This is a genomic window from Microbacterium candidum (assembly GCF_030315975.1).
Lineage (GTDB): Bacteria > Actinomycetota > Actinomycetes > Actinomycetales > Microbacteriaceae > Microbacterium > Microbacterium candidum.
Genome location: NZ_JASXSZ010000005.1, coordinates 333,483 through 357,352, shown reverse-complemented (window position 1 = coordinate 357,352; position 23,870 = coordinate 333,483). Strand labels below are relative to the sequence as shown.

Genomic DNA, 23,870 nt, shown 5'->3' with positions numbered 1-23,870 from the left:
CTTCATCCTCGCGGGCGGATCGGACACGGGCAAGCGCCGCCGTCACACCGCGTCGACGAGAGCCTGGGCGAGCGGATGCCACGGCCGTGTCGTCGGGCCCGACAGCACGAGCCGGCGAGGTCTCGGCTGCGCGAGCGGACGCATGACGAGGTCGGCCGGCAGCATCCCTCGTCCGAGCGAGGGAACGATCGCGACGCCCATCCCCTGCTCGACCATGCGGAAGAGGGTGCTCATCTCGCGTACCCGATGCGAGAACGTGTACGGCAGGCCCTCGTCCTCGTGCATCCGCCGGACATGACCCTCGCAGCCGCCCGTGGAGACGATCAGTCCGTCGACCTGGAGCTCCGCGAGCGGGATGCCGTCGAGTCCGGCCAGCGGGTGATCGGCACGGACGACCGCCGAGAACTCGTCGGTCGCGACGAGCCTGCTGCCCGGTGGATCCGGCGTGGGCGCGACGAGGACCGCGGCATCGACCACGCCGGCTTCGAGCCAGTCCGGCATCTCCTCGTCGTCCCCTTCGTAGATCTGCACCTCGACGTGCGGGAGTTTCGCACTCCACAGCGGCAGGAGGTCGGGAAGCAGCCCCTGGCACACCGTGGCGACCGCTCCGAGGCGGACGGTGCCGGCGAGCGTGCCATCCTGACGCACCGCGCTCTCCAGGGCCGCCACAGACGCGAGTGCCGACCGTGCATGCTCGACGACCCGGAGGCCGAGCGCCGTCAATGTCGGCCCGCCCTCGCGCTGGAGGACGCGCCCGCCCACCTCTCTCTCGAGGCCGGACACGGCGTGCGAGACGGCTGACTGGCTGACGCCGAGACGGATCGCCGCATCCGTGAACGACACGGCCTCGACGACGGTGACGAGTGCGCGCAGCTGCGGGAGGGTGACACCCATGATGACTCCTCATCTCGGGATGAGGGCGATGCATTTGCCTCATGCCCCGACACTCCCGAGACTAGGCGTCATGGCGACCGACGGCAACTCGCGCACCACGCTGTGGGCGTTTCTCGCACTGTCCCTCGTATGGGGCTCGAGCTTCCTCTTCATCAAGGTGGGACTGCAGGGCCTCTCCCCGGCACAGGTCGTCCTCGGCCGCGTCCTTCTCGGCGCGATCACGCTCGCGGTGATCATGACGGTCAGCCGTCGCCGCTGGCCGCGCGAGCGGCGCGTGTGGGCGCACATGATCGTCGTGGGGACGTTCTTCTGCGCCATCCCGTTCACGCTGTTCGCCTGGGCCGAGCAGTTCCTGCCGTCGAGCCTCGCAAGCATCTACAACGCCACCACGCCGATCATGACCCTGCTGCTCACCCCGCTGATCCTGCCGTCGGAGCGGCTCGGGCGAGCGCGCTCCCTCGGTCTCGTCGTCGGAATCCTCGGGGTGCTCATCCTCACCGCACCGTGGCAGCTCATCGGCTCGCCGCAGCTCGCGGCGACTGCGCCCGCGCAGCTCGCCTGCCTCGGCGCGACCGCGAGCTACGGCTTCGCCGGACTCTACATGCGACGCTTCGTCAGCGGACTCCCGTACGACTCGGTCACGCTGTCATCGGTGCAGCTCGCCATGGCGAGCGTCGTCGTCGTGCTGCTCGCACCCTTCACGGCGCGCGGTCCGGTCGCACTCGATCTCCCGGTCGTGGCCAGCATGGCTGGACTCGGCATCCTCGGGACCGGCGTCGCCTATATCTGGTACACCGGAGTCCTGCGAGCCTGGGGCCCCGCGCGCGCCTCGACGGTCACGTACCTCGCCCCCGTGGTCGGCGTGGTCCTCGGTGTCGTGGTCCTCGGCGAGGCCGTCCACTGGTACGAGCCGGTCGGCGGTGCCATCGTCATCGCGGGCATCGTGATCAGCCAGGGCGGCCTGCGACGGCGCCGCACACTGCCTGCGTAGCGGGGTCGCCTGGACGGCCACGCACACACAGAAGAAGAGGCGCCCCTTACGGGACGCCTCTTCTTATTCTTGTTGCGGGGACAGGATTTGAACCTGCGACCTCTGGGTTATGAGCCCAGCGAGCTACCGAGCTGCTCCACCCCGCGGCACATCTAAAGCCTAGCATGCGATTCGCGGGGCGCCGAATCGGCCTAGTGACCTCCGAGCGCGATGAGGTGGTTCACGGCATCCGTGAGCGCCTTGTCCGCCACTCCATATGCCGCCCAGTCGCCGGCCTTCAAGGCCGCGTCGCGGTCCATCATCGCCTGCTGCGCCGCCTTCAGCCACGCCTGATACTCGGTGTTCGTGGAGCCGTTGCTCGATCCGCCTGTGCCGGGAGTGCCGGACGGCGAAGCCGAGGGCAGCGGCCCTGCAGTCGGCGTCGTGTTGGAGTCGCCGGCGCTCGCACCCGAGTCGCCGCCGAACAGAGCGTTCAGCGCCTGGTCCAGGGTGTCCTCGAAGGCGACGTTGTTGCCGAACGCGACCAGCACCTTCTGCAGCTTCGGGAGCTGCGTCTGGCCGGAGGACTGCACGAAGACCGGCTGGACGTAGAGGAGGCCCCCGCCCAGCGGCAGCGTGAGGAGGTTGCCGTTGAGCACCTCGGACTGGCCCTGCTTCAGCAGGTTGAGGAACTGCGAGACGTTCGGCTGCGAGGCGAACATGTTCTTCACCTGGCCGGGGCCGGGCACCGTCGTGGCTGCGTCGATCTCCAGCATCCTGAGCTTGCCGTAGTCCGCGCGTTTCTGCCCCGCCTGGTCGCCCGCGTTCGAGTCGACCGCGAGATAGCCCATCAGGACGTTGCGGGCCGTCTCACCGCCGTTCGACTGCGGGATGAAGGTCGAGAACATCGAGTACTCCGGCGAGGGCTGCTCGGGCATCTTCATCGTGAGGTAGTACGGCGGCTGCAGGCGGTCGGAATGCTCCGGGTCGTTCGGCGTCGTCCACACGTTGTCCTGCTGGTAGAAGGACTGCGCGTTGCTCACGTGGTAGGTCCCGAGGATGTCGCGCTGCACCTTGAAGAGGTCGGTCGGGTACCGCACATGGCTCATGAGCTCGCCCGACATGTCGGAGAGCGGCTTCACGGTCGACGGATAGACCTTCTGCCATGCCCGCAGCAGCGGGTCCGTGCTGTCCCACGCGTAGAGCGTCACCTTGCCGCTGTACGCGTCGACCGTCGCCTTCACCGAGTTGCGGATGTAGTTGATGTTGTCGAGCGTGTACCGCGGCGACGGGTTGTTCGTGTCGGCGATCGCCTGCGACAGGCTCACCGTCGCCGAGTACGGGTAGTTGGCGCTCGTCGTGTATCCATCGACGACCCAGACGATGTGCCCGTCGACGACCGTCGGGTAGGGGTCGGAGTCGAGCGTCAGATACGGCGCGACGTTCTGCACGCGCGTGAGCGGGTCGCGGTCGTAGAGGATCTGCGACTTGTCGGTGATGCTGTCGGAGAAGAGGATCTGCTCGGACTGGAACTTCAGCGCGTAGATCAGACGCGTCAACCAGTTGCCGATGTTCGGTCCGCCGTCGCCCTTGAACGTGGTCTTGGACTCCGTGATGCCGTTGCTGGACGGGTAGTCGAGCTCCATCGGCGGCGTGCCCGCAGGGGCGCCGACGATCGAGTACGTCGGCGAATCCTCGCCGAAGTACACGCGCGGTTCGAAGTTCTCCTGCGCGGTCAGGAACCCGGTCGCGGGGATGCCGCGCTCGAGGAAGACCGGGTCGCCGTCGCCCGTGCGGTCGTTGCCCTTCGCGACGACCATGCCGTAGCCGTGCGTGTACACGAGGGTCGTGTTCTGCCACGACGCACCCGCGCCGAGCTGGCCCATGTTGAGCTCGCGGAGGGACACCACCGTGTCCTGGGAGACGCCGCCCACCGTGTACCGGTCGACATCCAGCGGATCCTTGAACTGGTAGTACGAGCGGTACTGCTCGAGCTGCTTCACGGTCGGGCTGATGATCGCCGGGTCCATGATGCGGATCTGGGCCGTCGTGGCCGCGTCTGCGCGCAGCTGTCCGGCCTCGGCATCCGTCGCGGCCTTGTACGGCTGATCCTGGATGTCCGCGATCCCGTACGCGATCTTCGTCTGGACCATGTTGCGCTGGTAATACGGCTTCTCGAGCGCGAGCTGGTTCGGCTTGACCTGGATGGTCGTCACGAACCACGGGTAGGCGATGCCGAGGACGATCGCCGACACGATCAGGAGCGCTGTTCCCACGAGCGGGAAGCGCCAGCGTCCCACGAACGCGGTGATGAAGAAGAGGATCGCCACGATGACGGCGATGCCGGCGAGGATCGTCTGGCCGGGGATGGTGGCGTTGACCTCGGTGTATCCGGGTCCGGTGATGCGGTCCCCCGGCTGCACCAGGGTCTTGTACCGGTCGAGCCACAGGCTCGCCGCCTGGAGGAGCAGGTAGAACCCGGCGATCACGGCCAGCTGGATGCGGGCCGCCTTCGAGATGCGCAGCTCCCGCTGGCCGATGCGCACAGAACCGTAGAGGTAGGACACCACGGCGGTCACGAGGAGGCTCACGAGCGTGACAGCCGACGCGAAGCCGAGCAGACCGCTGTAGAACGGCAGCGCGAACAGGTAGAAGCCGGTGTCGAGGTGGAACTGCGGATCGGTGGTCGCCGTCTTGACGCCGTTCAGCCACAGCGCAACGGTCTCCCACTGCGCCGACGTCGCGAAGCCCGCGAAGAAGCCGAAGAAGATCGGGATCCCCCACATGGCCAGTCGGCGCAGCGGCTCGACGACCTCCTGGTAGCGATCGAGCTGCGAGCTCAGTCGCGCGTACACCGGCCGGAGCCGGTAGGCCAGCTGGATGACGAGCCATACCGGCACCGCCATCCCGAGGAACCCGATGGCGAACATGAGAACGCGCGCGCCCCATTCCGTCGCGAGGACGCGCTGGAAACCGAGCTGGCTGTACCACAGCCAATCGGCGAACAGGCTCGCGAACAGGAAGAACGCCACGACGAGAACGGCGATCACGATGAGGGTGATCGCCACCACGCGTCGGGTGCGAGAGGGGGCGGCCGGCTTCGGTGCGGAGGTCGACGTCACCGTTTCATCCTACGAGGCGGCGCGGCACCCCTCTCCGCCCGTGCCGCGGGTTCTGAGATGGCTCACAGCGGGTCGTGACCGCGCCGTGTCCTGCACTACTGCGCGGTGCTCTGCTTCGCGGTGCAGGTCGGCAGCTTGTCCAGACCCGTTCCGGAGCTGATCGCGGTCAGAGCAGCGAGCGAATCGTCGAGCGTCTTCACCGAGAAGACGCGCAGCCCGCTCGGCACATGCCCGACGACCTCGTCGCAGTTGGAATCGGGCGCGAGGAAGTACGTGGCACCCGCATCCAGCGCGCCGTACATCTTCTGACGGATGCCGCCGATCGGACCGATCTGACCGGAGGCGTCGATCGTGCCCGTGCCGGCGACGTGCTTGCCGCCGTTGAGCTGACCGGGGGTGAGCTTGTCGATGATGCCGAGCGCGAACATCTGGCCCGCCGACGGACCTCCGACGTTGTTGAGCTGGATCTTCACGTCGATCGGGAAGTCGAAGTCGTTGATGAGGGTGACGCCGATGAGCCACACGGTCTGGCCGTCGACCGTCGTCTGCTTCGGCGTGACGCTCACCGTCTGAGATGCGCCCCCGCGCTCGATGCCCAGAGTGATGGGCTTGCCGGCGCTGTCGCTCACGATCGTGCGCAGCTGGTCGGCCGTCGTGATCGCCTGCCCGTTCGCCGTCCGGATGACGTCGCCCTTCTGCAGGATCCCCTGGGCGGCCGAGCCTTCCGTGAGCGAATAGACCTGGATGTGCTGGTGCACGTCGTACCCGAGATGCGCCAGTGCGGCCGCCGTGGCCTCCTTCTGCGAGTCGACCATCATCGCTGCGCTCTCCTGGTTGCGCTCGTCGGTCGTCTGGCCGGACGGGAAGACGGCGTCGATGGGCAGCACCGCCATCGACGGGTCGAACCACGCCGCAGCGAGCTCGATCCACGACGGTGTGCGGTCGGGATTGCCGCGCACCTGGACGGTGAGGAGGTCGAGGGCGCCGCCGGTCGGATAGGTGGTCGCACCGTTCACCGTGATGAGCGGGACCTCCTTCCCGTTCGCGTCGGGTGCCGTCCCGAGAGTGTCGTACACGGGACCGGGCTGCTGGATGACGTAGGCGGTCGGCAGGAAGCTGATCGCCACGAGCGCGACGAGCGCGACGGCGAGAGACCACAGCCCCGCCACCCGAGCGCGCGAGCGCGGCTTCCTGGGCGCGGGCACCACCGTCACGTCCTCGTCGAACAGCGCCACGTGTCCACCTCTCTGGTCCGGTCGTTCGCGAACCGTCCACTTCGTTCGCGACCGGCGTAGCGCTTTCGGCGCCCTCCCGGGAACGGCGATGATCCGTGCGACTAGCGTAGATCCACACCTGATCCCTCTGCTGAAAGGCGGCTGACGTGGCTGACGACGACGACCGGGAGCCGGACTTCGAGGAGATCCTGCGGAGTCTGCTGGGCGCGGGCGGCGACCTCGACCCCGAGCAGCTCAGGCAGCTGGGCATCGACCCCGCGGCTATGCAGGCCGCCATGCGCCAGCTGCAGGGGATGCAGAGCGCTGACGGGGGCATCGCGTGGGACCTCACCAAGCGCCAGGCTCTGCACATCGCGAACCAGAGCGACCTCGGGGTGACCGCATCCCAGCGCACCGACCTCGACCAGGCGTTCGCGCTGGCGACCCTCTGGCTGAGCGAGTCCACCGCGGTCTCCGAGCTCGCCGTGGCCCCGCGCGCCGTCACGCGCGGCGAGTGGGTCGAGAAGACCCTCCCCGTCTGGCAGGAGCTGGCCGAGCCCGTCGCGACGAGCATCGCCGACGCGCTCACCGCGGCGCTCAGCGAGCAGACCCCGGAGGACATGCGCGAGCTCGTCGCCGGCGCGGGCAAGATCCTTCGCTCGGTCGGCGGTTCCATGTTCGCGTCGCAGCTCGGGCAGGTCATCGGCGAGCTGTCGCTGGAGGTCGTGAGCGGCGGGGATGTCGGCATCCCGATCATGCCCGCCGGCGAGGCGGCGATCCTGCCGCAGAACTTCGCCGACTTCGGACGCGACCTCGAGATCCCGGTGGACCAGCTGGCGCTGTACATCGCGACCCGCGAGCTCGCGCATGCGCGACTCTTCCGCCACGCACGGTGGCTCCGCCTGCAGGTGATCACTGCCGTGACGGAGTTCGCGCGCGGCGTGCGGGTCGACACCGGCGCCCTGGAGGACCTCGCCTCACGATTCGATCCGTCGAACCCGGAGGAGCTCCGCGACGCGCTCGAGAGCGGTGCTCTCCTCCCGCAGCGCTCCCCGGAGCAGGACGCCGCGCTCCACAGTCTCGAGAACACGCTGGCGACGATCGAGGGTTGGGTGGACGTCGTGACCGCCGAGGCGACGAGCCGCCTGCCCTCCGCCGCGCGCATCGCCGAGGCGACGCGCCGCCGCCGGGCGGTCGGCGGGCCCGCCGAGCAGGCGCTGAAGTCCCTCGTCGGGCTCGAGCTGCGTCCGCGCCGGATGCGGGAGGCGGCCGCCATGTGGCGCGCCGTCACCGACGCCGTCGGCATCGCCGCACGCGACGCGCTGTGGGACTACCCCGACCTGATGCCGACATCGGAGGACATCGACGACCCGTCGGCACTCGTTGCGCGCCTCGAAGCGCTCGCGCGCGGCGAGACGCCCGAACGGGACGAGTTCGACGACGCCCTGGCCGCCCTGCTCGACGGGGAGAGCGGTGCGGACGGCGGGCCTCAGGAGGAGTCCGGAGATGCGGACGACGAGTCCGATGACCCCGGGGAGGGCGAGCGCCCCGCCTGAGTCTCCTCCCCAGGCTCCCGGTCGAGCGCAGTTGTGCACAGACTGGGATCCGGGCCGCCCGCAGGACCAGCCGGATCCCAGAATCGAGGCATGCTTCGTCTCGACCCGGCGTATCCGCCCGTGTGGTCCTCGCCCACCCGCCTCCAGTTCGGAGCCGAGCCGGCGGCCGTCATCGACGCGCCGTCGAGGTGGCAGGAGCTCCTTCTGCGGGAGTTGCAGAGAGGAATCGCGGATGACGCGGTCGGCGCCGTCGCGAATCGGCTCGGGGTGCGCGAGGCACAGGCGCGCGCGCTGATCGCACGCCTGAGCGGGGCGCTCGAACGCCCCGCGGCGGCCGCACCGGCGCGCGTGCGCCTCCACGTGGCGGACTCGATCTCCTCGACGGATGCGGCAGCCCTCGGCGACGCGCTGGATGCGCACGGGATGCTCGAGCGACGTGCCGGGGCCGTCGCCGGTGCCGGCACGCCGGTCGTGGTCGTCGCTCACCACGTCATCCATCCGCACCTCGCCGCGGCGCTTCTGCGCGACGACATCCCGCACCTGCCGATCGTCTTCTCCGGATCGCGTGCCGTCGTCGGCCCGCTCGTGCGACCCGGGACTACGGCGTGCCTGTCGTGCGTCGCATTCCATCGCGCCGACGCCGACCCGACATGGCCGGTGGTGGCAGCGCAGCTTCTGGGTCAGCCCGGCCCCGAGGTCGGTCGCGCCTTCGCGTTCGAGGCCGGTGCCGCGGCGGCGCGGATGCTCAGCCGGTCCGAGTGGGAGCGCCCGATCGGGCATTCGCTGACGATGACGACCGATTCCCTCCGGCGCGTGTGGCGCGCGCATCCGCCGCACGCAGACTGCCGCTGCCGATCTCTCGAAGAAAGCGCGACGGCTGTCGCTCGATTCGACCCTGGCCGCGTGACCACGAGAGCGACAGCGTCCGTGCCGCCCGCGTGATGCCCACGTATGCGAGCCGGCGCTCCTCATCGACCTGCTCGAAGGTGGTCGCGTACGCGATCGGCAGGAGCCCTTCGCTGAGACCCACCAGGTGGACGTGATCCCACTCCAGCCCCTTCGCGGCGTGCAGCGTCGCCAGCGTCACCGTGCGCAGGCCGGGCTCGTCCTGGGCCTTGGCGCGGGCGACGAGCTCGTCGGCGAAGGTTCGCAGCGTCGCGCCCTGCGGTGCCTCGTCGGCGAGGCGCATGATCGCAGCGCGCGCCTCCCATGCGTCACGGACGGCTCCGCCCGCGGGCGGCGGATCGTCGGTGAGACCGAGTGAACGCAGCACATCGCGGACCGCGTCGCGGAAGGTCGTCTCGAGCGGCGCGACCGCCGCCGCACGCAGCGCCATGACGGCCTGCCGCACCTCGGGCATGTCGAAGAACCGCGTCCCGCCGAGCACCGTGGTCGCCACCTGCTCGTCGGCGAGCGCCCGGAGGAACTCGGGCGACTGGGAGCGGGCGCGATACAGAACCGCGATGCGGCGCGGATCGACTCCGGAGGCGATCTGCGCGGCGACGGCACGAGCGACGCCGCGTGCCTCGTCCTCATCGTCGCCGTAGACGGCCACGGTGGGAGTGGGGGCGTCGTCGCCATCGTGCGCCGCGACGAGCGTGAGCGCGCCGGGCCGTCCCCGCATGAGTGCATTCGCGACGGCGAGGACGGGAGCGTCGGAGCGATGGTTGCGCTCCAGGCGGACGACCTTCGCGCCCTCGTGGACGCGCTCGAAGTCCAAAAGGTAACGAGCATCGGCACCGGCGAACGAATAGATCGTCTGGCTCGCATCTCCGACGACACACAGATCGCGCCGCTCGCCCAGCCACAGGCCGAGGAGGCGCTCCTGCAGCGGAGACACGTCCTGGAACTCGTCGACCGTGAAGTGCCGGTACTGCTCGCGCACGGCCTGCGCGACCCGGGGCTCCGCCTCGAGCATCCCGGCGCATGCCAGCAGGACGTCTTCGAAGTCGAGCTGACGGCGTTCGTCCTTGAGCTTCTCGTACGCACGCTGGAGGTGCACGACGGCGAGCCCGTCGAGAGCTCCGATGCCGTTGGGACGCGCCTGCGCGTACTGCTCGATGCTGCGCATCGTCACCTTGCGCCACTCGATCTCGGAGGCGACATCGCGAAGGGTCGCACGATCGAGATCCATCCGGAGCCCGTCCGCGGCGTGCGCGAGCATACGGACCTTGTTGTCGACGATGCCGGGCGCGGAGTCGCCGGCGACGGACGGCCAGAAGAAGTTCAGCTGGGCGAGAGCCGCTGCGTGGAAGGTACGGGCACCGACGCCCTCGACCCCGAGCGCGCGCAGACGGCCGCGCATCTCTCCCGCCGCCTTCGCGGTGAAGGTGACGGCCATGACCCGCCCGGGCGAGTAGGCGCCCGTGTCGACGCCGTGCGCGATCCGGCGCGTGATGACGCGGGTCTTCCCCGTGCCGGCCCCGGCGAGCACGGCAAGCGGTCCGCGCAGGGTCGTCACGGCATCCAGCTGCTGCTCGTCGAGCCCGTCGAGCGCGGTGCTGCTCATCGGGTCTCCGCGTGCCACTCGGAGATCAGCGCATGGGCGATCGAAGCCGGACCGGGCAGTCCGATGTCGCCCTCGCCGCGCAGACCCGCGCCGATCTCGTCGCGCGTGAACCAGCGGACGCTGATGATCTCGTCGCCGTCAGGCAGCGCATCGTCGTCTGCGACGGCCGTCGCCCGGAAGCCGAGCATGAGCGAGCGCGGATACGGCCATGCCTGGGAGCCGCGGTAGCGGATGTCACGGACGCGCACGTTCGCCTCTTCGGCGAGCTCGCGCTCCACTGCGGACTCGAGCGACTCCCCCGCCTCGACGAAGCCCGCGAAGCACGAGTAGCGTCGGCCGCCCCACGCGGCGTTTGCTCCGAGCAGCAGACGGTCCGGGTCGGCGGCGCTGTCGATCGCGACGATGACGGCCGGATCCGTGCGCGGGAAATGCGCGCGTCCACAGTTCGGGCACCGACGCATCCACCCGGACATGAGAAGTTCGCAGCGCGCGCCGCAGTTCGGGCAGAAGGCGGCGTCGCGCAGCCACCGCCCGAGACTCACCGCGGTGACGAGGAGCTCCGCATCGGCCGCGGGCAGCGATGCCCCGATCACGCGCAGCGGACCCCACTCGCCTTCGAACGGGCGCGGTGCGCCATCCCGGAGCACAGCGGCCAGGACAGGACCGCGTTCGTCGCGACCGAGGAGCGCCCACATCGCGTCGTCCGGCACGTCAGCCGGCGCGAGGAAGCGCAGCGCCTCCGGCGCGCGCAACGGCGCGGTGTCCTCGTGCAGCAGCAGGACGCGCGTGGAGGCATCCTCCCGCGCTTGCGGGATCAGCTCCGGATCGGCCCTCTCGGCCGCCGCGCGCGGGATGCCGCGACGCGCGAGAGACGGCTGCAGCGGCGCTTGGTACGGGGACATCGATACCTCTCTCCAGGGCGTGGCGAGGTCCTGCAGCGTCGAGGCCCGACCTACCCTGGGGGCATGGCACGCTCACCTCTCACTCTAGCGGCGTCGGTGACCTCGGCCCTTCCCCGGGTGGGCGTCGTGAGCGTCGGATCTCTGACGGACGGCGGCACCGGCCGGTACGACTCGGCGGTCGCCGAGCTCGACGACGGGCGTCGCGTCGTCGTCCGCGCGTCGACGGATGAAGCGGCCTCCGCCGCGCTCACGGCACAGGCGCGCGCCCTGCGTGCGCTCACCCCCGGCGTGCGCGCCCTGCTTCCGTTCGCCGCTCCCGAGCTGCTCGGCGAAGCCGATCTCGACAGCGGACGCGCCGTCGTCCTGGACTTCATCCCCGGCTATCACGTCGACGCCGGGCACGTCCCCGCCGGGCCTGGAGTCGCAACGATTCTCGGCGCCGCGATCGCCGCGGTGCACGCGCTGCCGACGACCGTCGTTCGCTCCGAGGGACTCACGATGCAGACCCCGGAGCAGTCGCGCGACGCCGTCGCACGGGTCGTCGACCGCACGGAGCACACCCACCGTGCGCCTGCGGCGCTCATCGCGCGCTGGCGGGCAGTCCTCGCCGCCGCGAACCTGTGGCGATTCGAGGCGTCCGTCGTGCTCGGCGGCGTCGAGTCGGTCGACTTCCTCTTCGCCGACGGCCCGCACGGGCCGGCGATCTCCGGTCTTCTCGAGTGGTCCGGCCTCGCCGTCGGCGATCCCGCGCTCGATCTGCGGTGGACCTCCTCCGCACCCGACGCCGCATCCGACGTGTTCGAGGCGTATGCCGCCGCGCTGCACCGCGCACCCGACGCCGGGCTGCGCGCCCGCGCGCGCTTGTACGCCGAGCTCGAGTTCGCGAAGTGGCTGCTGCACGGCGTCGACGACGGCGACGAGGAGATCGTCGCGGACGCCGAGGGCCTCCTCGCGTCGCTGGCGGACGGCGTCTCCGGCGATGCCCTGACCGGCGATGCCGATCTCGATGTCGACCACGCGCTCGCCCTTCTCGACCGGGTCGCGGCAGCGGCTCCGGCCGCCGTCGACACGTCGATGCAGACGGACGCCTTCGATGCCGATGTCCTCGCCGAATACCTGGACACCGACGACCTCACCGCCACCCGAGGAGCGGCCGCCGTCCCGTCCCCTGACACGCAGCCGCTGGACGCCGCGGAGCTCGCCGAGCTCCGCAGGATCCCGCCCCGCTCGGCGGACGCCTCCGCCCTCGAGGAGGCGATCGCCCGCAACACGGGCGGCATCGATCTCGAGATCGACGAGAACGCGACCGCGCCGATCGCCCTCGATCGCCCGTCCGTGCCGGCTTCATCGGTCTCGGCGTATGCCGAGACCGACGTGCACGATCCCGTGGCCGATCAGGCCGACGCCGAGCGCGCCTCCCGCGCGGCGCTCCACCGCTGGGCGAGCTCGGACTCCGAGTAGACGCGGTCGCCGCGCAGCACGAGATCGTCTCCGACGTAGTAGAGCGCGACGTCGATCTGCTCGAGCGGCACGCCGTGGCGCTTGTGGTACGCCACCCGGTACAGGGCGAGCTGCAGCATCCGGTCTTCACGCTCCGCAGCGCTCATCGGAGGCTTGCCGGTCTTCCAGTCGACGATCTCGATGCGGTCGCCGCGCCGGTAGACGGCGTCGAGCTTGCACACCACGATGTGCGCGCCGGCACCGGACTCCGCGAACGCGAAGTCGATCTCCGCCTCGACCTCGAGGGGTGCGAGCGGGCCCCACTCGGATGCCTCGAAGACGGCCTGCAGCCGCTCGAGCTCGGCCGCGTCCGAGGCAGAGGTCTCGGTGTCGGGCTGCTCGACGTCGAGCTCCCACAGGCCGTCGTCCGGTGAGGGGCCGACCCCGGCTCGCTCGGAGCGCTGCTCGACCCACGCGTGGAAGAGCGTCCCGAGCCGTGTCTGCCGATAGGGCCGTTCGGGCACGGGCCGTGCGACCGCACGCACCGTCTGATCGAACGCGGTCACGTAGTCCTTGAACCGGGATGCGGGGATGCGGGTGGGTGCGGCCGCATCCGAGACCGCGGCACGCGCATCCCGCTCCGCGAGCAGGCGCACGAGCTCGTCGTCGGGCGCCGCATCCCCTGCGTCGATGGAGCGGAAGACCGCATCCGCCGCCGCGTGCACGACCTCGCTGCGTGCTCCCAGCGGATCGAGGGGCCATGACAGGATCTGGCCTCCGCGCTCGAGATACGGGTTGTCGCCGGGATCGACTTCGGGGATCGGATCCATGCCGAGGGCGTCGAGCATCTGGGCGAGATAGGGGCTCGGCGGGCGTGACCGGGTCTGCCCGCCCCATGCGGAGCCCGTGAGCAGGAGGTCGGTGCGGGCTCGGGTCACCGCGACGTAGGCGAGGCGGCGCTCCTCCTGCTCCTGGTAGGCCTTGCTGCCCGCCTTGAAGGCGGCGATCGCCTCGCGCAGCGCCTTCGCGGTGCCTTGGACCTCGGGATCCCATACGAACGCCGGGAGGGCTCCACGATCTCCGCGGAACGCGTAGGGCAGGGTGCCGAAGCCGAGCCATCCGAGAGTCGTCTGCGGCGACTTCGGGAGCTCCTCGCCGACGAGCCGGACCACAGCGACGGCGTCCCACTCCAGCCCCTTCGACCCGTGGATCGTCAGGAGCTGCACCACGCCCGGCTGCGGCGGTTCCGTGCGGGGCATGAGCTCGTCGGTGTCCTCCGCGTGATCGAGCCACGCGAGGAGGCTCGACACGGTTCCCTGTTCGTCTCCGGCGAGGAACCCGCGCACTTCATCGAGAAAAGCCCGCAGCTGTGCGGATGCCACGCGTGCGGCGCCCCGCGTCTCGTTGGCGGCGAGCTCGACGTCCAGGCGCAGCTCGACCTCGATGAGCCGGATGAGGTCGGGAACGGGCTGTGCGGCGGCGCGGCGGAGCCGGGCGAACATCTCGCCCGCCTCCCGCAGACGTGCCCGGCCCTCCTCCGTGAAGTCGTCGAGGAACCGGTACTCGTCGCGCGTCGTGCGGACGAACTCGAGCGCGTCGATGATCGACAGCTGCTCGTCGATGCCCGCCGATCCGCGCACGCGGGCGGCGAGCTCGGGTTCGAGGGGCTGCAGCGATCCGTCTCGCCGCGAGAGCGTGTCGGCCAGCTCCTGGAGCGCGGCGAGGTCGGCGACGCCGACGGCGAAGCGGGGGCCGGAGAGGACCCGGATGAGCGACGACCCCTGGCTCGGGTCGTGGACGACACGGAGCGCGGCGACGACATCGACCACCTCGGGCGTCGAAAGAAGGCCGCCGAGCCCCAGGATGCGGTGCGGGACGCCGTGTCGGGCCAGCGCATCGGCGAAGGCGTTCATGTGCCGCTTCGCGCGGAACAGCACCGCGCCGGAGTGCGCCTTGCCCTCCACCGGCGGCAGCCCCTGCTCGGCGTTCGCGCGCGCGGCTCGCGCCTGCCTCGCGGCGTGCTCCGTGCGGACCTCGACGAACCAGCGGGCGACCGCATCCGCTTCGTCGTCGATCGTCGTCTCGAACCGGCAGAGGACACGTCCGCCGGCCGCGCCCGGGCGCGGCTGCAGAGCGCCGACGGGGACCGGTCCGTGGACAACGCCCTGGACGAGTGCGTTCGCCGCGGTGAGGATGTCGACGTCGTTGCGCCAGCTCACCATGAGCCCGTGGTTCTCGCACTCCGCTTCGCGCGCGAAGACGTCCGCGAAGGCCGCGAGGTTGTCGGCGGATGCGCCGCGCCATCCGTAGATCGACTGATTCGGATCGCCCACGGCCATCACCGCGCCGTCGTGGAAGATCTCGGCGAGCAGTCGCGTCTGGATGACCGAGGTGTCCTGGTACTCGTCGAGGAGGACGACGCGGTACTGCGCGCGGAGTTCGGCGGCGACGGCTGGCGCCTGCTCGACGATGTCGAGCGCCCCTGCGACCTGGTCGGCGAAGTCGAGGGTCTCCTCCACGGTCTTGCGCTGCGCGTAGTCGCGGACGAGGCCGGTCAGCACCGGGAGCCCCGTCATCGACGCGTGGAACTTCTCGAGATCGCCCGGGTTCTGCAGATCGGGATTGACGAAGGGCGCCACCTTGCGCGCCCAGCCGTCCGCGAATGCGTCGACGGCATCGAGGTCGGCGCGGTTGTCCAAAGCCTCCCCGGCGAGCCGGCTCACGGCGTCGACGACGGTCGAGAACCCCTCCCCGCGCTGCGACAGGCGCTCATCGGGGGACGCGATGACGACGCGCCGCGCGAGCAGCCACGACGCCGATTGACTCATCAGCGCGGCATCCGGATCGCGCCCGATGCGCGCCCCGTGCTCCCGCACGATCGCGTCGGCGAAGGAGTTGTAGGTCGCGACGCGCGGGCGGAGGAGCCCGTCCTCCGCGGCGGTCGGCGGCGCGGTCGCCCCGAGACCGGCTGCGGCGGCATCGAGGAACGTCCCCAGTGCCGCGCGACGCACGCGAGGGGCGGCATCCCCTGCGCCTGCCCAGAAACGGGCCAGCTCGCCCGACTCCGCGAGCGCGTCGATGTGCGGAAGGAGGCCGCGGCGTGCGTATTCGTCGATGCTCGCGAGGCGATGATCGATGCGCTCGGCGAGTTCGCCGGCGGCCTTGCGCGTGAAGGTGAGGCCCAGGATCTCGTCGCGTCGCACGTGCTCGTTGGCGATGAGCCACACCACGCGACCCGACATCGTCTCGGTCTTGCCGCTCCCGGCGCCGGCGACGACGAGGGCCGGCACGGGCGGCGCCTCGATCACCGCGCGCTGCTCGGGAGTCGGCGACGGCAGACCGAGCGCGGCGGCGATGCCCTCCGCGGTGACGCTCATCGGACGGTCCCACGCACCGGTCACGACGCCGACACCGCCTTGATCGTGTGGATGCCGCACACGGCGAACCTGTCGACGCGGCAGTGCGTGTCCAGGTGCGCATCGAATGCGTCCGAGGCCATCCCGCGCGCGGTCTCGACGATGCGATGAAGGAACTCGGCACGCTGGTCGGGGGTCATGGGCTCCTGTCGGGCGAGGCGGTAGTGGGTGTTCTTGAGAGTGCGCGAGAGCACCAACAGGCGCGCACCGGCGTTGTCGGCAGGCTCGGCCCCGGCGATCCGGCCTTCGAGCAGAGCGAGCTGGTAGGCGGCCAGCTGCGGGTCGTCGACGACCTTCTCCGCGGTCACACGGGCCTCGGAGCGCCCGGTCTTGAGGTCGACGATCATTACACGCTCGGCCTCGGGACGCCCGGCGTCCGCGGGGACGTCCTCGCCCCCGCCCGGCGGGTAGACCTCGACGCGATCGACCGAACCGCTGAGGAGCGCCACGCGCCGGCCTTCCGCGGACTCCCCCTCGACGACCGCGGGGGCGACGTCGGCGGCCGCATCCATGTCGACGCCGATGCGGAAGCGCGTCTCCGCGCCGATCGCCTTCCCGCCTTCGCGGGCGAAGCGGTCGAGGTAGACGTGCAGCCGCCCGACGAGGACCGTCGCCCATGCGCGCTCCTTCACTCCGAGCCACGGAGCCTCGAAGTCGAGCTCGCCCCAGCGCCCGTCGACGAGCGCCTCCAGGTCGGCGAGCACGCCGCTCGGCACCTCTTCGAGCGCCGCGTGCAGGATCGTGCCGACGCCGGCGGACGACGACCTCGTGTCCCCGCCGAGTGCGCGCACCGCCCAGTCCAGCTCGCATGCGGCGAACCCCTCGAGCTTCGACGGCGACACGTGCACGGGCCCGCGCGCGGGGTCGCGGAGCGGTTCCGTGGACGACGGCGGCCGGATGCCGTACCACTCCGCGGGCGCGGCCCCCGGCACACGGGCCGCTGCGAGGACGGCGAGCTGGCCCGCTGCGTGCTCGCGGACCGGCGCCGCGAGGGACGACGTCAGTGTCCGCCGGTGCTGGGCGACGAGCCCGCGCAGGGTGAGCGGATGCTGCGGCACCGACGGCCCGTCCGGGTCGTCGTCGGGCGGGGGGAAGTACGACAGCAGCGGGCTCGATCCGAGATCGTCGTCGTCGACCGCGGTGACGACGAGCCGCGTGCGGGCGCGCGTCACGGCGCGCACCAGCAGGCGCAGCTCGTCGTGCAGCGCGGCCCGCCTGCGGTCGAGCACCGGAACATCGTCGGGCGCTGCCCGCCCGGCGCGCCATGCCGCGACGTCATCGGACAGCCGCCACGTGTCGAGGAGTCCGCCGCGCAGCCGGACGTTCGGCCACACGCCGTCCTGGACGCCCGCGATCACGACCGCCTCGAACTCGGCGCCGAGCGCGGCGGCCGGCGTCATGAGGGTGACGGTCTGTCCGCGATCGGGGGCGGCGAGGATGTCCTCGGGCACGTCGCCGTCGAGGATCCGGTGGACGAACGGCCACGGCCCGTCGTCCGGTGCGCGCTCGACGGCACGCTTGGCGGCGTCGAAGAGCGCGACGAGCGCGTCGAGGGCATGGTCGGCTTCGGCGGCGAGGACGCCGGTGCCGGACGCCTCGTCTCGCCAGGCGTCCGAGAGACGACGGCCCGTGACCGCCTCCCTCGCGCGGTCCCACGCGGTCCAGAGCAGATCGTGGATGGTGGCGCCCTGCGCCGCCTCCTCCCCCAGCCGACCGAGCGTGACGCCGAGCCGCTCGGCGACACCGCCTTCGCGCGTGCCGAGGAGCCCCAGTTCGAGCGGCGTCGCGAGGGCGTCGCGCAGGAGCTCGCGCGCCGGACGGGCGGGCGGCGCACCGGGCTCCTGCGCCTCACGCAGGGCCGCATGGCGCAAGCGCGCGCGCAGGCGTCGCAGGCCCACCGCATCCAGTCCACCGAACGGCGACAGGAGAGCCGCGGCCAGGCGGTCCGGGTCGCGCTCCGCCGCCGGGGTCAGGCCCAGCCGGACGATCTCCACGAGATCGCGGACGACCTGCTCGCGGCCCAGCGGACGCTGCACGCCGGCCGCACGCGTGGGCACCTCGCGTGCGGCGAGCTCGACCTCGAGGGACGCGACCTGGCGCGTGTCATGGGCGATGACGGCCATCTCCGCCCAGGGGATCTCGTCGAGCACGTGCCATTCGCGCAGGGTCCGCGCGACGCGGTCGACCTCCTCGAAGGGCGAGGGGGCGACGATCGTGCGGAGGGCCAGGTCATCGGTCTCCGGCCCGGGTGCCCGCCGGTGGTCGACGCGGCCGGCCGCTCCGATCGCGCCCGTCACGACACGCGCGACGCGGGTGATGGATGCGGCTGACCGGTGGGGCTCGTCGAGCACGTGCAGCGGGCCGAGCAGCGCGCACAGCTCGGCGAAGAGCTCCGGCCCCGCGCCCCGGAACGCGCCGGAGCCGATGTCGGGGTCACCGAATGCGAGCACGGCGACGCCGCGGCCGCGCAGCGCCCGGATGAGCTCGATGCCGCCGCGCGTCAGCTCCTGGGCATCGTCGACGAGAACGACCTTCAGAAGGGCCGGACCGCCGAGCTGGGCCTCGGCGGAGAGCCCCGGCCTCGCTTCGCGCAGGATCGTGGCCGCCTCGGCCACGAGGTCGGCCGCTTCGCGGTGGGCCGCGCGCATCTGCCCCATGACGTCGCGGTAGTCGGAGAGGAAGGATGCTGCGGCCACCCACGCCGGGCGGTCGTGAGCCGCTCCCAGGCGCGCCAGCTCGCCGGGGTCGATGCGCAGCTGCGCGCACTCCGCGATGAGCGTCCGCAGCTCGGTGCGGAACGATCGGGACGCCCGCACGTGCGGCCCGAGGTCACCAGGCCACCGGTCGTGACCGGCCGCCGCATCCTCCGCGTCGCCCGCCAGGAGCTCGGAGAGGATGCGGTCCTGGTCGCCCGCGGTCAGCAGCAGGGGCGGCTCGTCCCCGCGCTGCACGGCGGCGGCCCGGACGAGCTGGAATGCGAACGACGCCAGCGACCGTGCAAGAGGCCCCGCTGTCGCGTGCCCGGCGGCGAGGGCCAGCCGGTCGCGCAGCGCCGTCGCGGTCTGCCGGGTCGGCGTCAGCACGAGCAGCTCGTCGGTCGTCAGCCCTGCATCCAGCACGGCCGCCGCACGCGCGGCGAGCGCCGTCGTCTTGCCCGTTCCAGGCGCTCCGATGACGACGCCGGATGCGCGCGGGTCGAGGTCTGCGACCGCCTGCTGCGCGGCATCCAGCTCCATGGTTCCCATACGCCTGCCACGGTAGCGCGCGGTGCCGACACGGCGCGCAGCCACGAGGCGGTGCGGCGTTCGCCCAGAGCGTGCCACGGGCGCGCCGGCGCCGCCGACCGGTGTCATAGAGTGGCCATGCGCTCGTCGAACGAGCGCGTCGACTCTGCAGAAAGGGACCGCCGTGGAGATCCGCATCGGCATCGCGAACACCGGCCGTGAGCTCAACTTCGAGACGAACGACTCGGCCGAGACGGTCAAGCAGGCCCTCGCCGACGCCCTCGACGCGAAGGCGACGCACATCACCCTCGCCGACGCGAAGGGCACGACCTACATCGTGCCGACCGCCGGCCTCGCCTACGTCGAGCTCGGCACCGAGGAGTCGCGCCGCGTCGGATTCGTGGCCTGACGTGCAGATCCTCCTGGCATTCCTGTTCGGGGCCGCCGTCGGCGGTCTCGTGCACCTGACGCTGCCCGGCCGTGGCACGCGCGGCGTCGCGCTCGTTCCGATCGCGGGTGCCGTGATCGGCGGCGCGGTGTGGCTCGCCCTCACGTGGGCGGGTCTGAAGGTCGACAACGGTTGGCTGTGGGCGTGGTCGCTCGCGGCGCCGTTCATCCTCTACCCGCTCGTCGTCGGGCTCACGGCGATCCGCCGTCGGCACGACCGGGCGGAGCGTCTCCGGCTGCACCTCGTCTGACGCGGGAGCGCCGCATCCGGCGCGACAGCGTTACGCGGCGAGCCCCATCGCCGCCATCCGCCGCTCGTGAGCGGCGAGCAGCTCGGTGAAGACCGGCTCCACCTGCTTCTCCTCCGCCTCGTCGAGGCGCACAGGCGCGAGCGCAGCGCGGGCGATGAGCAGCGTGTCGCCGACCAGGCGCCGTCCCCACAGCGACAGCAGCGAGGCCCATTCCGCATCGCTCGCGATCGTGCGCGTCACGATGTCGACGATCGCCTGGCGATCGTCGCCGGAGCGGAGGATGCGGGCGACCTGGCGACCCGTCTCGCCATAGCTCGAGGCGAGGGCGAGGTAGAAGTCGTCGAGCATGCCCGCCGTGATGTGGACCGAGAGCATGGTCTCCTGAGTGCGCAGACCGTGCGTCGCGGTGCGGAAGGCGTCGAGGGGCTCGCGGAAGGGGAGCATCAGCTCCGTCGGGTCGTCGCCGTCCGCCCGGATGAGGGCGACGAGCTCCTCGTGCTTGCGCAGCGCGGCGCCGGCGGCGCCGGACAGCGCCTCCTTGTCGGCGAGCCCCGGCGTCGCCGTGATCAGCTCGCTGATCGTCTCGAAGAAGCCGAGCTGCAGGTACGCGGCCTGCCCCAGGAACGTGTCGACGTCGGGCGCGAGCTCCGCGAAATCGACGAGCGTGGCGTCGGATGCTTCGTCCCTCGATCGCACGCGGAGAGTGCGTCGGGGCTCACGATTCCGGCGCAGCCATTCCCACATGCATCCACCTTAGGGGCGCATTCCCGGGCTCACCGGCTCATCCCGGTATCCTGGTAGCCGCCCCGGCATCGGATCGGGGCCCCGCGCCTGCGCAGATGAAGGGCGTGGATCAATCGCCGCGGCGCCTCGGGCGCCGCCCTCATGTGAACAGGTTCATATCGTGACGACCTTCGCCGACCTCGGCGTCGACCAGGACATCGTCGACTCGCTCGCCTCCAAGGGCATCGTCGACGCGTTCCCCATCCAGGAGCAGACGATCCCCCTCGGCCTCCCCGGCCAGGACATCATCGGCCAGGCCAAGACCGGCACCGGCAAGACCTTCGGCTTCGGCATCCCCGTCGTGCAGCGCCTCGGCGCCGACCCTGCGCCGGGGGTCAAGGCGCTCATCGTCGTGCCGACGCGTGAGCTCGCAGTGCAGGTCTACGAGGACATCGACATGCTGACGGCCAACCGCCCGACGAGCGTCGTGGCGATCTACGGAGGCAAGGCCTACGAGGGCCAGATCGAGCAGCTCAAGGCCGGCGCGCAGATCGTCGTCGGCACGCCCGGCCGTCTCATCGACCTCGCCGGGCAGCGGCTGCTCGACCTGTCGAACGCCACCGAGGTGGTCCTCGACGAGGCCGACAAGATGCTCGACCTCGGCTTCCTCCCCGACATCGAGAAGATCTTCGCGAAGGTCCCGGCCGTCCGACACACGCAGCTGTTCTCGGCGACGATGCCCGGCCCGATCATCGCGCTGGCGCGCCGCTTCATGTCGAACCCGATCCACATCCGTGCGACCGATCCCGACGAGGGCCTCATGCAGGCGAACATCCGCCACCTCGTCTACCGCGCGCACTCGCTCGACAAGGACGAGGTCATCGCCCGCATCCTGCAGTCCGAAGGCCGCGGCAAGACGGTGATCTTCACCCGCACCAAGCGCGCCGCCCAGCGCCTGGTCGACGAGCTCGGCGACCGCGGGTTCAACGCGGCAGCGGTGCACGGCGACATGAGCCAGGAGTCGCGCGAGCGCTCGATGGCCGCGTTCAAGGCGGGCAAGCGCGATGTGCTGATCGCGACGGATGTCGCCGCCCGCGGCATCGACGTCGACGACGTCACGCACGTCATCAACCACACCGTCCCCGACGACGACAAGACGTACCTGCACCGCGCCGGCCGCACGGGCCGCGCCGGCAAGACCGGCATCGCCGTGACGTTCGTCGACTGGGAGGACCTGCACAAGTGGGCCCTCATCAACCGTGCGCTCGACTTCGGTCAGCCCGATCCGGTCGAGACGTACTCGTCGAGCCCGCACCTGTACGCGGACCTCGACATCCCCGAGGGCACGAAGGGCCGCATCGCGAGCGCTCCGAAGGCTTCCGCGCCCGCGAAGGAGCGCAAGCCCCAGAGCGCGGCGGACGCGGCGGCCGAGGGAGCCTCGGAAGGCACGACGCGCCGTCGTCGGCGCCGCACGCGCGGCGGCGAGCGCGTGGGATCGACGTTCGAGACGGATGCCGCGGGCGCAGCGGAGACGGATGCGGCGGCCCCTGCCGCAGCATCCGGCGAGGCCGCGGTCGACGGCACCGGGACACACGACGGCAGCGGCAAGGAGCACCACGACGGCCGTCCCGCCCCGCGGCGTCGTCGTCGCCGCCGGGCCCCGCGCCCCGAGGGCGGTACCGCGGCCTGACCGGGCCTCAGGAAAGCGAACCGCGTTCGGCGTTCTCCCGTCGAAAATGGGAGAACGCCGTGCAAACGCGCAATAATCGCTGTATCGGCAGTTTCAGCCGACCTGAACACCGCGTTCTGCGGCATCACACTCTTTAAGGAGTATCAATGGGGTCAAACATCGGGGACATCATCTGGATCTTCCTGTGGTCGTTCGTCTTCATCGCCTACCTGATGGTCCTCTTCTCGATCATCGGCGACCTCTTCCGTGACCACAAGCTCAACGGCTGGTGGAAGGCACTGTGGATCATCTTCCTGATCTTCGTGCCGTTCCTCACGGCGCTGATCTACCTCATCGCGCGCGGCCGCGGCATGGCGGAGCGCAGCGTCAAGGAGGCCGTGCAGGTGCAGAGCGACACCGACGCGTACATCCGTCAGGTGGCCGGCTCGAAGAGCCCCAGCGAGGAGATCGCCCACGCGAAGGAGCTGCTCGACGCCGGCTCCATCACGCAGGCCGAGTACGACCAGCTGAAGGCCAAGGCGCTCAGCTGAGCTGACCGCCCGACGGAGCGCCCTCGTCCTCTCTACGGATAGACGGGGGCGCTTCCCGTTGCGCGGGCGATGATGCGGGCGACCATCTCGTCGCTCGTCGTGTTCTCGCCGGGGACGTTCGGCTTGCCCAGCCCGTGGTAGTCGCTGGATCCCGTGACGATCAGGTCGTGGTCCGCGACGAGACGCCCGAGGATGCGGACACCCTCCTCGGTGTTCTCCCGGTGGGCCAGCTCGAACCCGGCGAGGCCTGCGCCCAGCATCCGATCGAGCAGCGCTCGCGGAAGGACACCCGCGCGCCCCGCGGGGTGCGCGATGATGGGCACTCCCCCGGCTCCGGCGACGAGCGTCACCGCCGTGACCGGGTCGGGCGCGAACAGCGCGACGTAGTAGTCGCTGCGGGGGCTCAGGATGCCGGCGAACGCCTCCGTGCGGTCGCGGACGTAGCCTCGGGCGACCAGGGCATCCGCGATGTGCGGGCGACCGACCGTCGTCCCCGCAGCCGTCTGGGCGACGATGTCGTCCCACGTCAGGTCGTAGTCGCGCCCGATGCGCTCTGCCATCACCTGCGCGCGCGTGAGGCGCGACGCGCGGATGCGCTCGGTCATCGCGCGGAGGTCGGCATCGTCGGGGTCGACGAGGTACGCGAGGACATGGACGCTGCGCCATTCGTGCCGTGCGGACAGCTCCATGCCCGGGAGGAACGTCATCCCGAGAGACGTCGCCGCCTCCGCGGCCTCGGCCCATCCCGATGTCGTGTCGTGATCGGTGAGGGCGACGGTGCGCAGACCGTGAGCGTGGGCCGCCGCGATGACTGCGGCGGGCGTCTCGGTGCCGTCGGAGACGACCGAGTGCAGGTGGAGGTCGCTCGGTCCCTCGAACCTCTGCCCGCTCACCATCCTCCGAGCGTATCGGGCTGCGCCTCGGGCTTCGCGCAGGGCGCAGGGAGGCGCCATCCATTCGTTGCACAGCCTGCTCGCCTAGA

General features: G+C 71.1%; 16 protein-coding genes and 1 tRNA gene. 7 read left to right on the top strand and 10 right to left on the bottom strand.

Translation table 11 applies throughout. The features are described 5' to 3' along the window. Positions 1–42 precede the first annotated feature (42 nt). A complete protein-coding gene (locus QSV35_RS16280; RefSeq protein WP_286289850.1) occupies positions 43–894 on the bottom strand; it encodes a LysR family transcriptional regulator in 852 nt (283 codons plus the stop codon). A 70-nt stretch (positions 895–964) separates the two neighbouring features. Between QSV35_RS16280 and QSV35_RS16275 the strand changes: the two genes are divergently transcribed. Next, positions 965–1,885 carry a DMT family transporter gene (locus QSV35_RS16275; RefSeq protein WP_286289849.1) on the top strand — a complete coding sequence of 307 codons (921 nt, stop codon included), beginning with the start codon at positions 965–967 and terminating at the stop codon, positions 1,883–1,885. A 72-nt stretch (positions 1,886–1,957) separates the two neighbouring features. On the opposite strand, the gene QSV35_RS16270 is transcribed toward QSV35_RS16275, so the two are convergent. From QSV35_RS16270 to QSV35_RS16260, 3 genes are all read right to left on the bottom strand, one after another. After that, positions 1,958–2,031, bottom strand: a tRNA-Met gene (locus QSV35_RS16270). A 45-nt stretch (positions 2,032–2,076) separates the two neighbouring features. Next, complete coding sequence (locus QSV35_RS16265) at positions 2,077–4,986, bottom strand: UPF0182 family membrane protein (RefSeq protein WP_286289848.1); 2,910 nt, start codon at positions 4,984–4,986, stop codon at positions 2,077–2,079. A gap of 95 nt (positions 4,987–5,081) precedes the next feature. Beyond that, complete coding sequence (locus tag QSV35_RS16260) at positions 5,082–6,221, bottom strand: YlbL family protein (RefSeq protein WP_286289847.1); 1,140 nt, start codon at positions 6,219–6,221, stop codon at positions 5,082–5,084. A 146-nt stretch (positions 6,222–6,367) separates the two neighbouring features. Between QSV35_RS16260 and QSV35_RS16255 the strand changes: the two genes are divergently transcribed. Beyond that, positions 6,368–7,756: a zinc-dependent metalloprotease gene (locus tag QSV35_RS16255; protein ID WP_286289846.1), complete on the top strand. Its 1,389-nt coding sequence runs from the start codon at positions 6,368–6,370 to the stop codon at positions 7,754–7,756. Positions 7,757–8,501: 745 nt separating this feature from the next. On the opposite strand, the gene QSV35_RS16250 is transcribed toward QSV35_RS16255, so the two are convergent. Together QSV35_RS16250 and nudC are read right to left on the bottom strand one after the other, a co-directional pair. Further along, positions 8,502–10,265, bottom strand: a complete 1,764-nt coding sequence (locus tag QSV35_RS16250; RefSeq protein WP_286289845.1) for an ATP-dependent helicase — start codon at positions 10,263–10,265, stop codon at positions 8,502–8,504. Then, positions 10,262–11,167, bottom strand: coding sequence for an NAD(+) diphosphatase (gene nudC, locus QSV35_RS16245; RefSeq protein WP_286289844.1), 906 nt, complete (start codon positions 11,165–11,167; stop codon positions 10,262–10,264). The genes QSV35_RS16250 and nudC overlap by 4 nt, the downstream gene beginning before the upstream one ends. A 63-nt stretch (positions 11,168–11,230) precedes the next feature. Here nudC and QSV35_RS16240 point away from each other — a divergent pair, with 63 nt between their 5' ends. Then, the gene (locus QSV35_RS16240; protein ID WP_286289843.1) at positions 11,231–12,628 is read left to right on the top strand and encodes a protein kinase family protein; all 1,398 of its coding nucleotides are present in this window, start codon (positions 11,231–11,233) and stop codon (positions 12,626–12,628) included. On the opposite strand, the gene QSV35_RS16235 is transcribed toward QSV35_RS16240, so the two are convergent. Next, positions 12,562–15,984, bottom strand: a complete 3,423-nt coding sequence (locus QSV35_RS16235) for a UvrD-helicase domain-containing protein (RefSeq protein ID WP_419956862.1) — start codon at positions 15,982–15,984, stop codon at positions 12,562–12,564. The two genes, QSV35_RS16240 and QSV35_RS16235, sit on opposite strands and share 67 nt — an antisense overlap. Positions 15,985–16,004: 20 nt before the next feature. Beyond that, positions 16,005–19,268, bottom strand: a complete 3,264-nt coding sequence (locus QSV35_RS16230) for an ATP-dependent DNA helicase (protein ID WP_286289841.1) — start codon at positions 19,266–19,268, stop codon at positions 16,005–16,007. 163 nt (positions 19,269–19,431) lie between these two features. Here QSV35_RS16230 and QSV35_RS16225 point away from each other — a divergent pair, with 163 nt between their 5' ends. Both QSV35_RS16225 and QSV35_RS16220 read left to right on the top strand, forming a co-directional pair. Then, positions 19,432–19,656, top strand: coding sequence for a DUF3107 domain-containing protein (locus QSV35_RS16225; protein ID WP_286289840.1), 225 nt, complete (start codon positions 19,432–19,434; stop codon positions 19,654–19,656). Position 19,657: 1 nt separating this feature from the next. After that, complete coding sequence (locus QSV35_RS16220) at positions 19,658–19,945, top strand: hypothetical protein (RefSeq protein WP_286289839.1); 288 nt, start codon at positions 19,658–19,660, stop codon at positions 19,943–19,945. A 30-nt stretch (positions 19,946–19,975) separates the two neighbouring features. Here QSV35_RS16220 and QSV35_RS16215 read toward each other — a convergent pair whose 3' ends face one another. Continuing rightward, positions 19,976–20,689, bottom strand: a complete 714-nt coding sequence (locus tag QSV35_RS16215) for a ferritin-like fold-containing protein (protein WP_286289838.1) — start codon at positions 20,687–20,689, stop codon at positions 19,976–19,978. A gap of 160 nt (positions 20,690–20,849) precedes the next feature. Here QSV35_RS16215 and QSV35_RS16210 point away from each other — a divergent pair, with 160 nt between their 5' ends. Both QSV35_RS16210 and QSV35_RS16205 read left to right on the top strand, forming a co-directional pair. Then, the gene (locus QSV35_RS16210) at positions 20,850–22,358 is read left to right on the top strand and encodes a DEAD/DEAH box helicase (RefSeq protein WP_286289837.1); all 1,509 of its coding nucleotides are present in this window, start codon (positions 20,850–20,852) and stop codon (positions 22,356–22,358) included. A gap of 146 nt (positions 22,359–22,504) precedes the next feature. Beyond that, complete coding sequence (locus QSV35_RS16205; protein ID WP_286289836.1) at positions 22,505–22,888, top strand: SHOCT domain-containing protein; 384 nt, start codon at positions 22,505–22,507, stop codon at positions 22,886–22,888. Between the two features lie 32 nt (positions 22,889–22,920). Here QSV35_RS16205 and QSV35_RS16200 read toward each other — a convergent pair whose 3' ends face one another. Beyond that, positions 22,921–23,784, bottom strand: coding sequence for a PHP domain-containing protein (locus tag QSV35_RS16200; protein ID WP_286289835.1), 864 nt, complete (start codon positions 23,782–23,784; stop codon positions 22,921–22,923). Between the last annotated feature and the right edge of the window lie 86 nt (positions 23,785–23,870).

Bases quoted from the DNA above. Each gene is read 5' to 3' on its own strand.
- QSV35_RS16200 (WP_286289835.1), bottom strand. From the start codon at position 23,784: ATGGTGAGCGGGCAGAGGTTCGAGGGACCGAGCGACCTCCACCTGCAC.
- QSV35_RS16240 (WP_286289843.1), top strand. From the start codon at position 11,231: ATGGCACGCTCACCTCTCACTCTAGCGGCGTCGGTGACCTCGGCCCTT.
- nudC (WP_286289844.1), bottom strand. From the start codon at position 11,167: ATGTCCCCGTACCAAGCGCCGCTGCAGCCGTCTCTCGCGCGTCGCGGC.
- QSV35_RS16235 (WP_419956862.1), bottom strand. From the start codon at position 15,984: ATGAGCGTCACCGCGGAGGGCATCGCCGCCGCGCTCGGTCTGCCGTCG.
- QSV35_RS16205 (WP_286289836.1), top strand. From the start codon at position 22,505: ATGGGGTCAAACATCGGGGACATCATCTGGATCTTCCTGTGGTCGTTC.
- QSV35_RS16250 (WP_286289845.1), bottom strand. From the start codon at position 10,265: ATGAGCAGCACCGCGCTCGACGGGCTCGACGAGCAGCAGCTGGATGCC.
- QSV35_RS16215 (WP_286289838.1), bottom strand. From the start codon at position 20,689: ATGTGGGAATGGCTGCGCCGGAATCGTGAGCCCCGACGCACTCTCCGC.
- QSV35_RS16275 (WP_286289849.1), top strand. From the start codon at position 965: ATGGCGACCGACGGCAACTCGCGCACCACGCTGTGGGCGTTTCTCGCA.
- QSV35_RS16280 (WP_286289850.1), bottom strand. From the start codon at position 894: ATGGGTGTCACCCTCCCGCAGCTGCGCGCACTCGTCACCGTCGTCGAG.
- QSV35_RS16230 (WP_286289841.1), bottom strand. From the start codon at position 19,268: ATGGGAACCATGGAGCTGGATGCCGCGCAGCAGGCGGTCGCAGACCTC.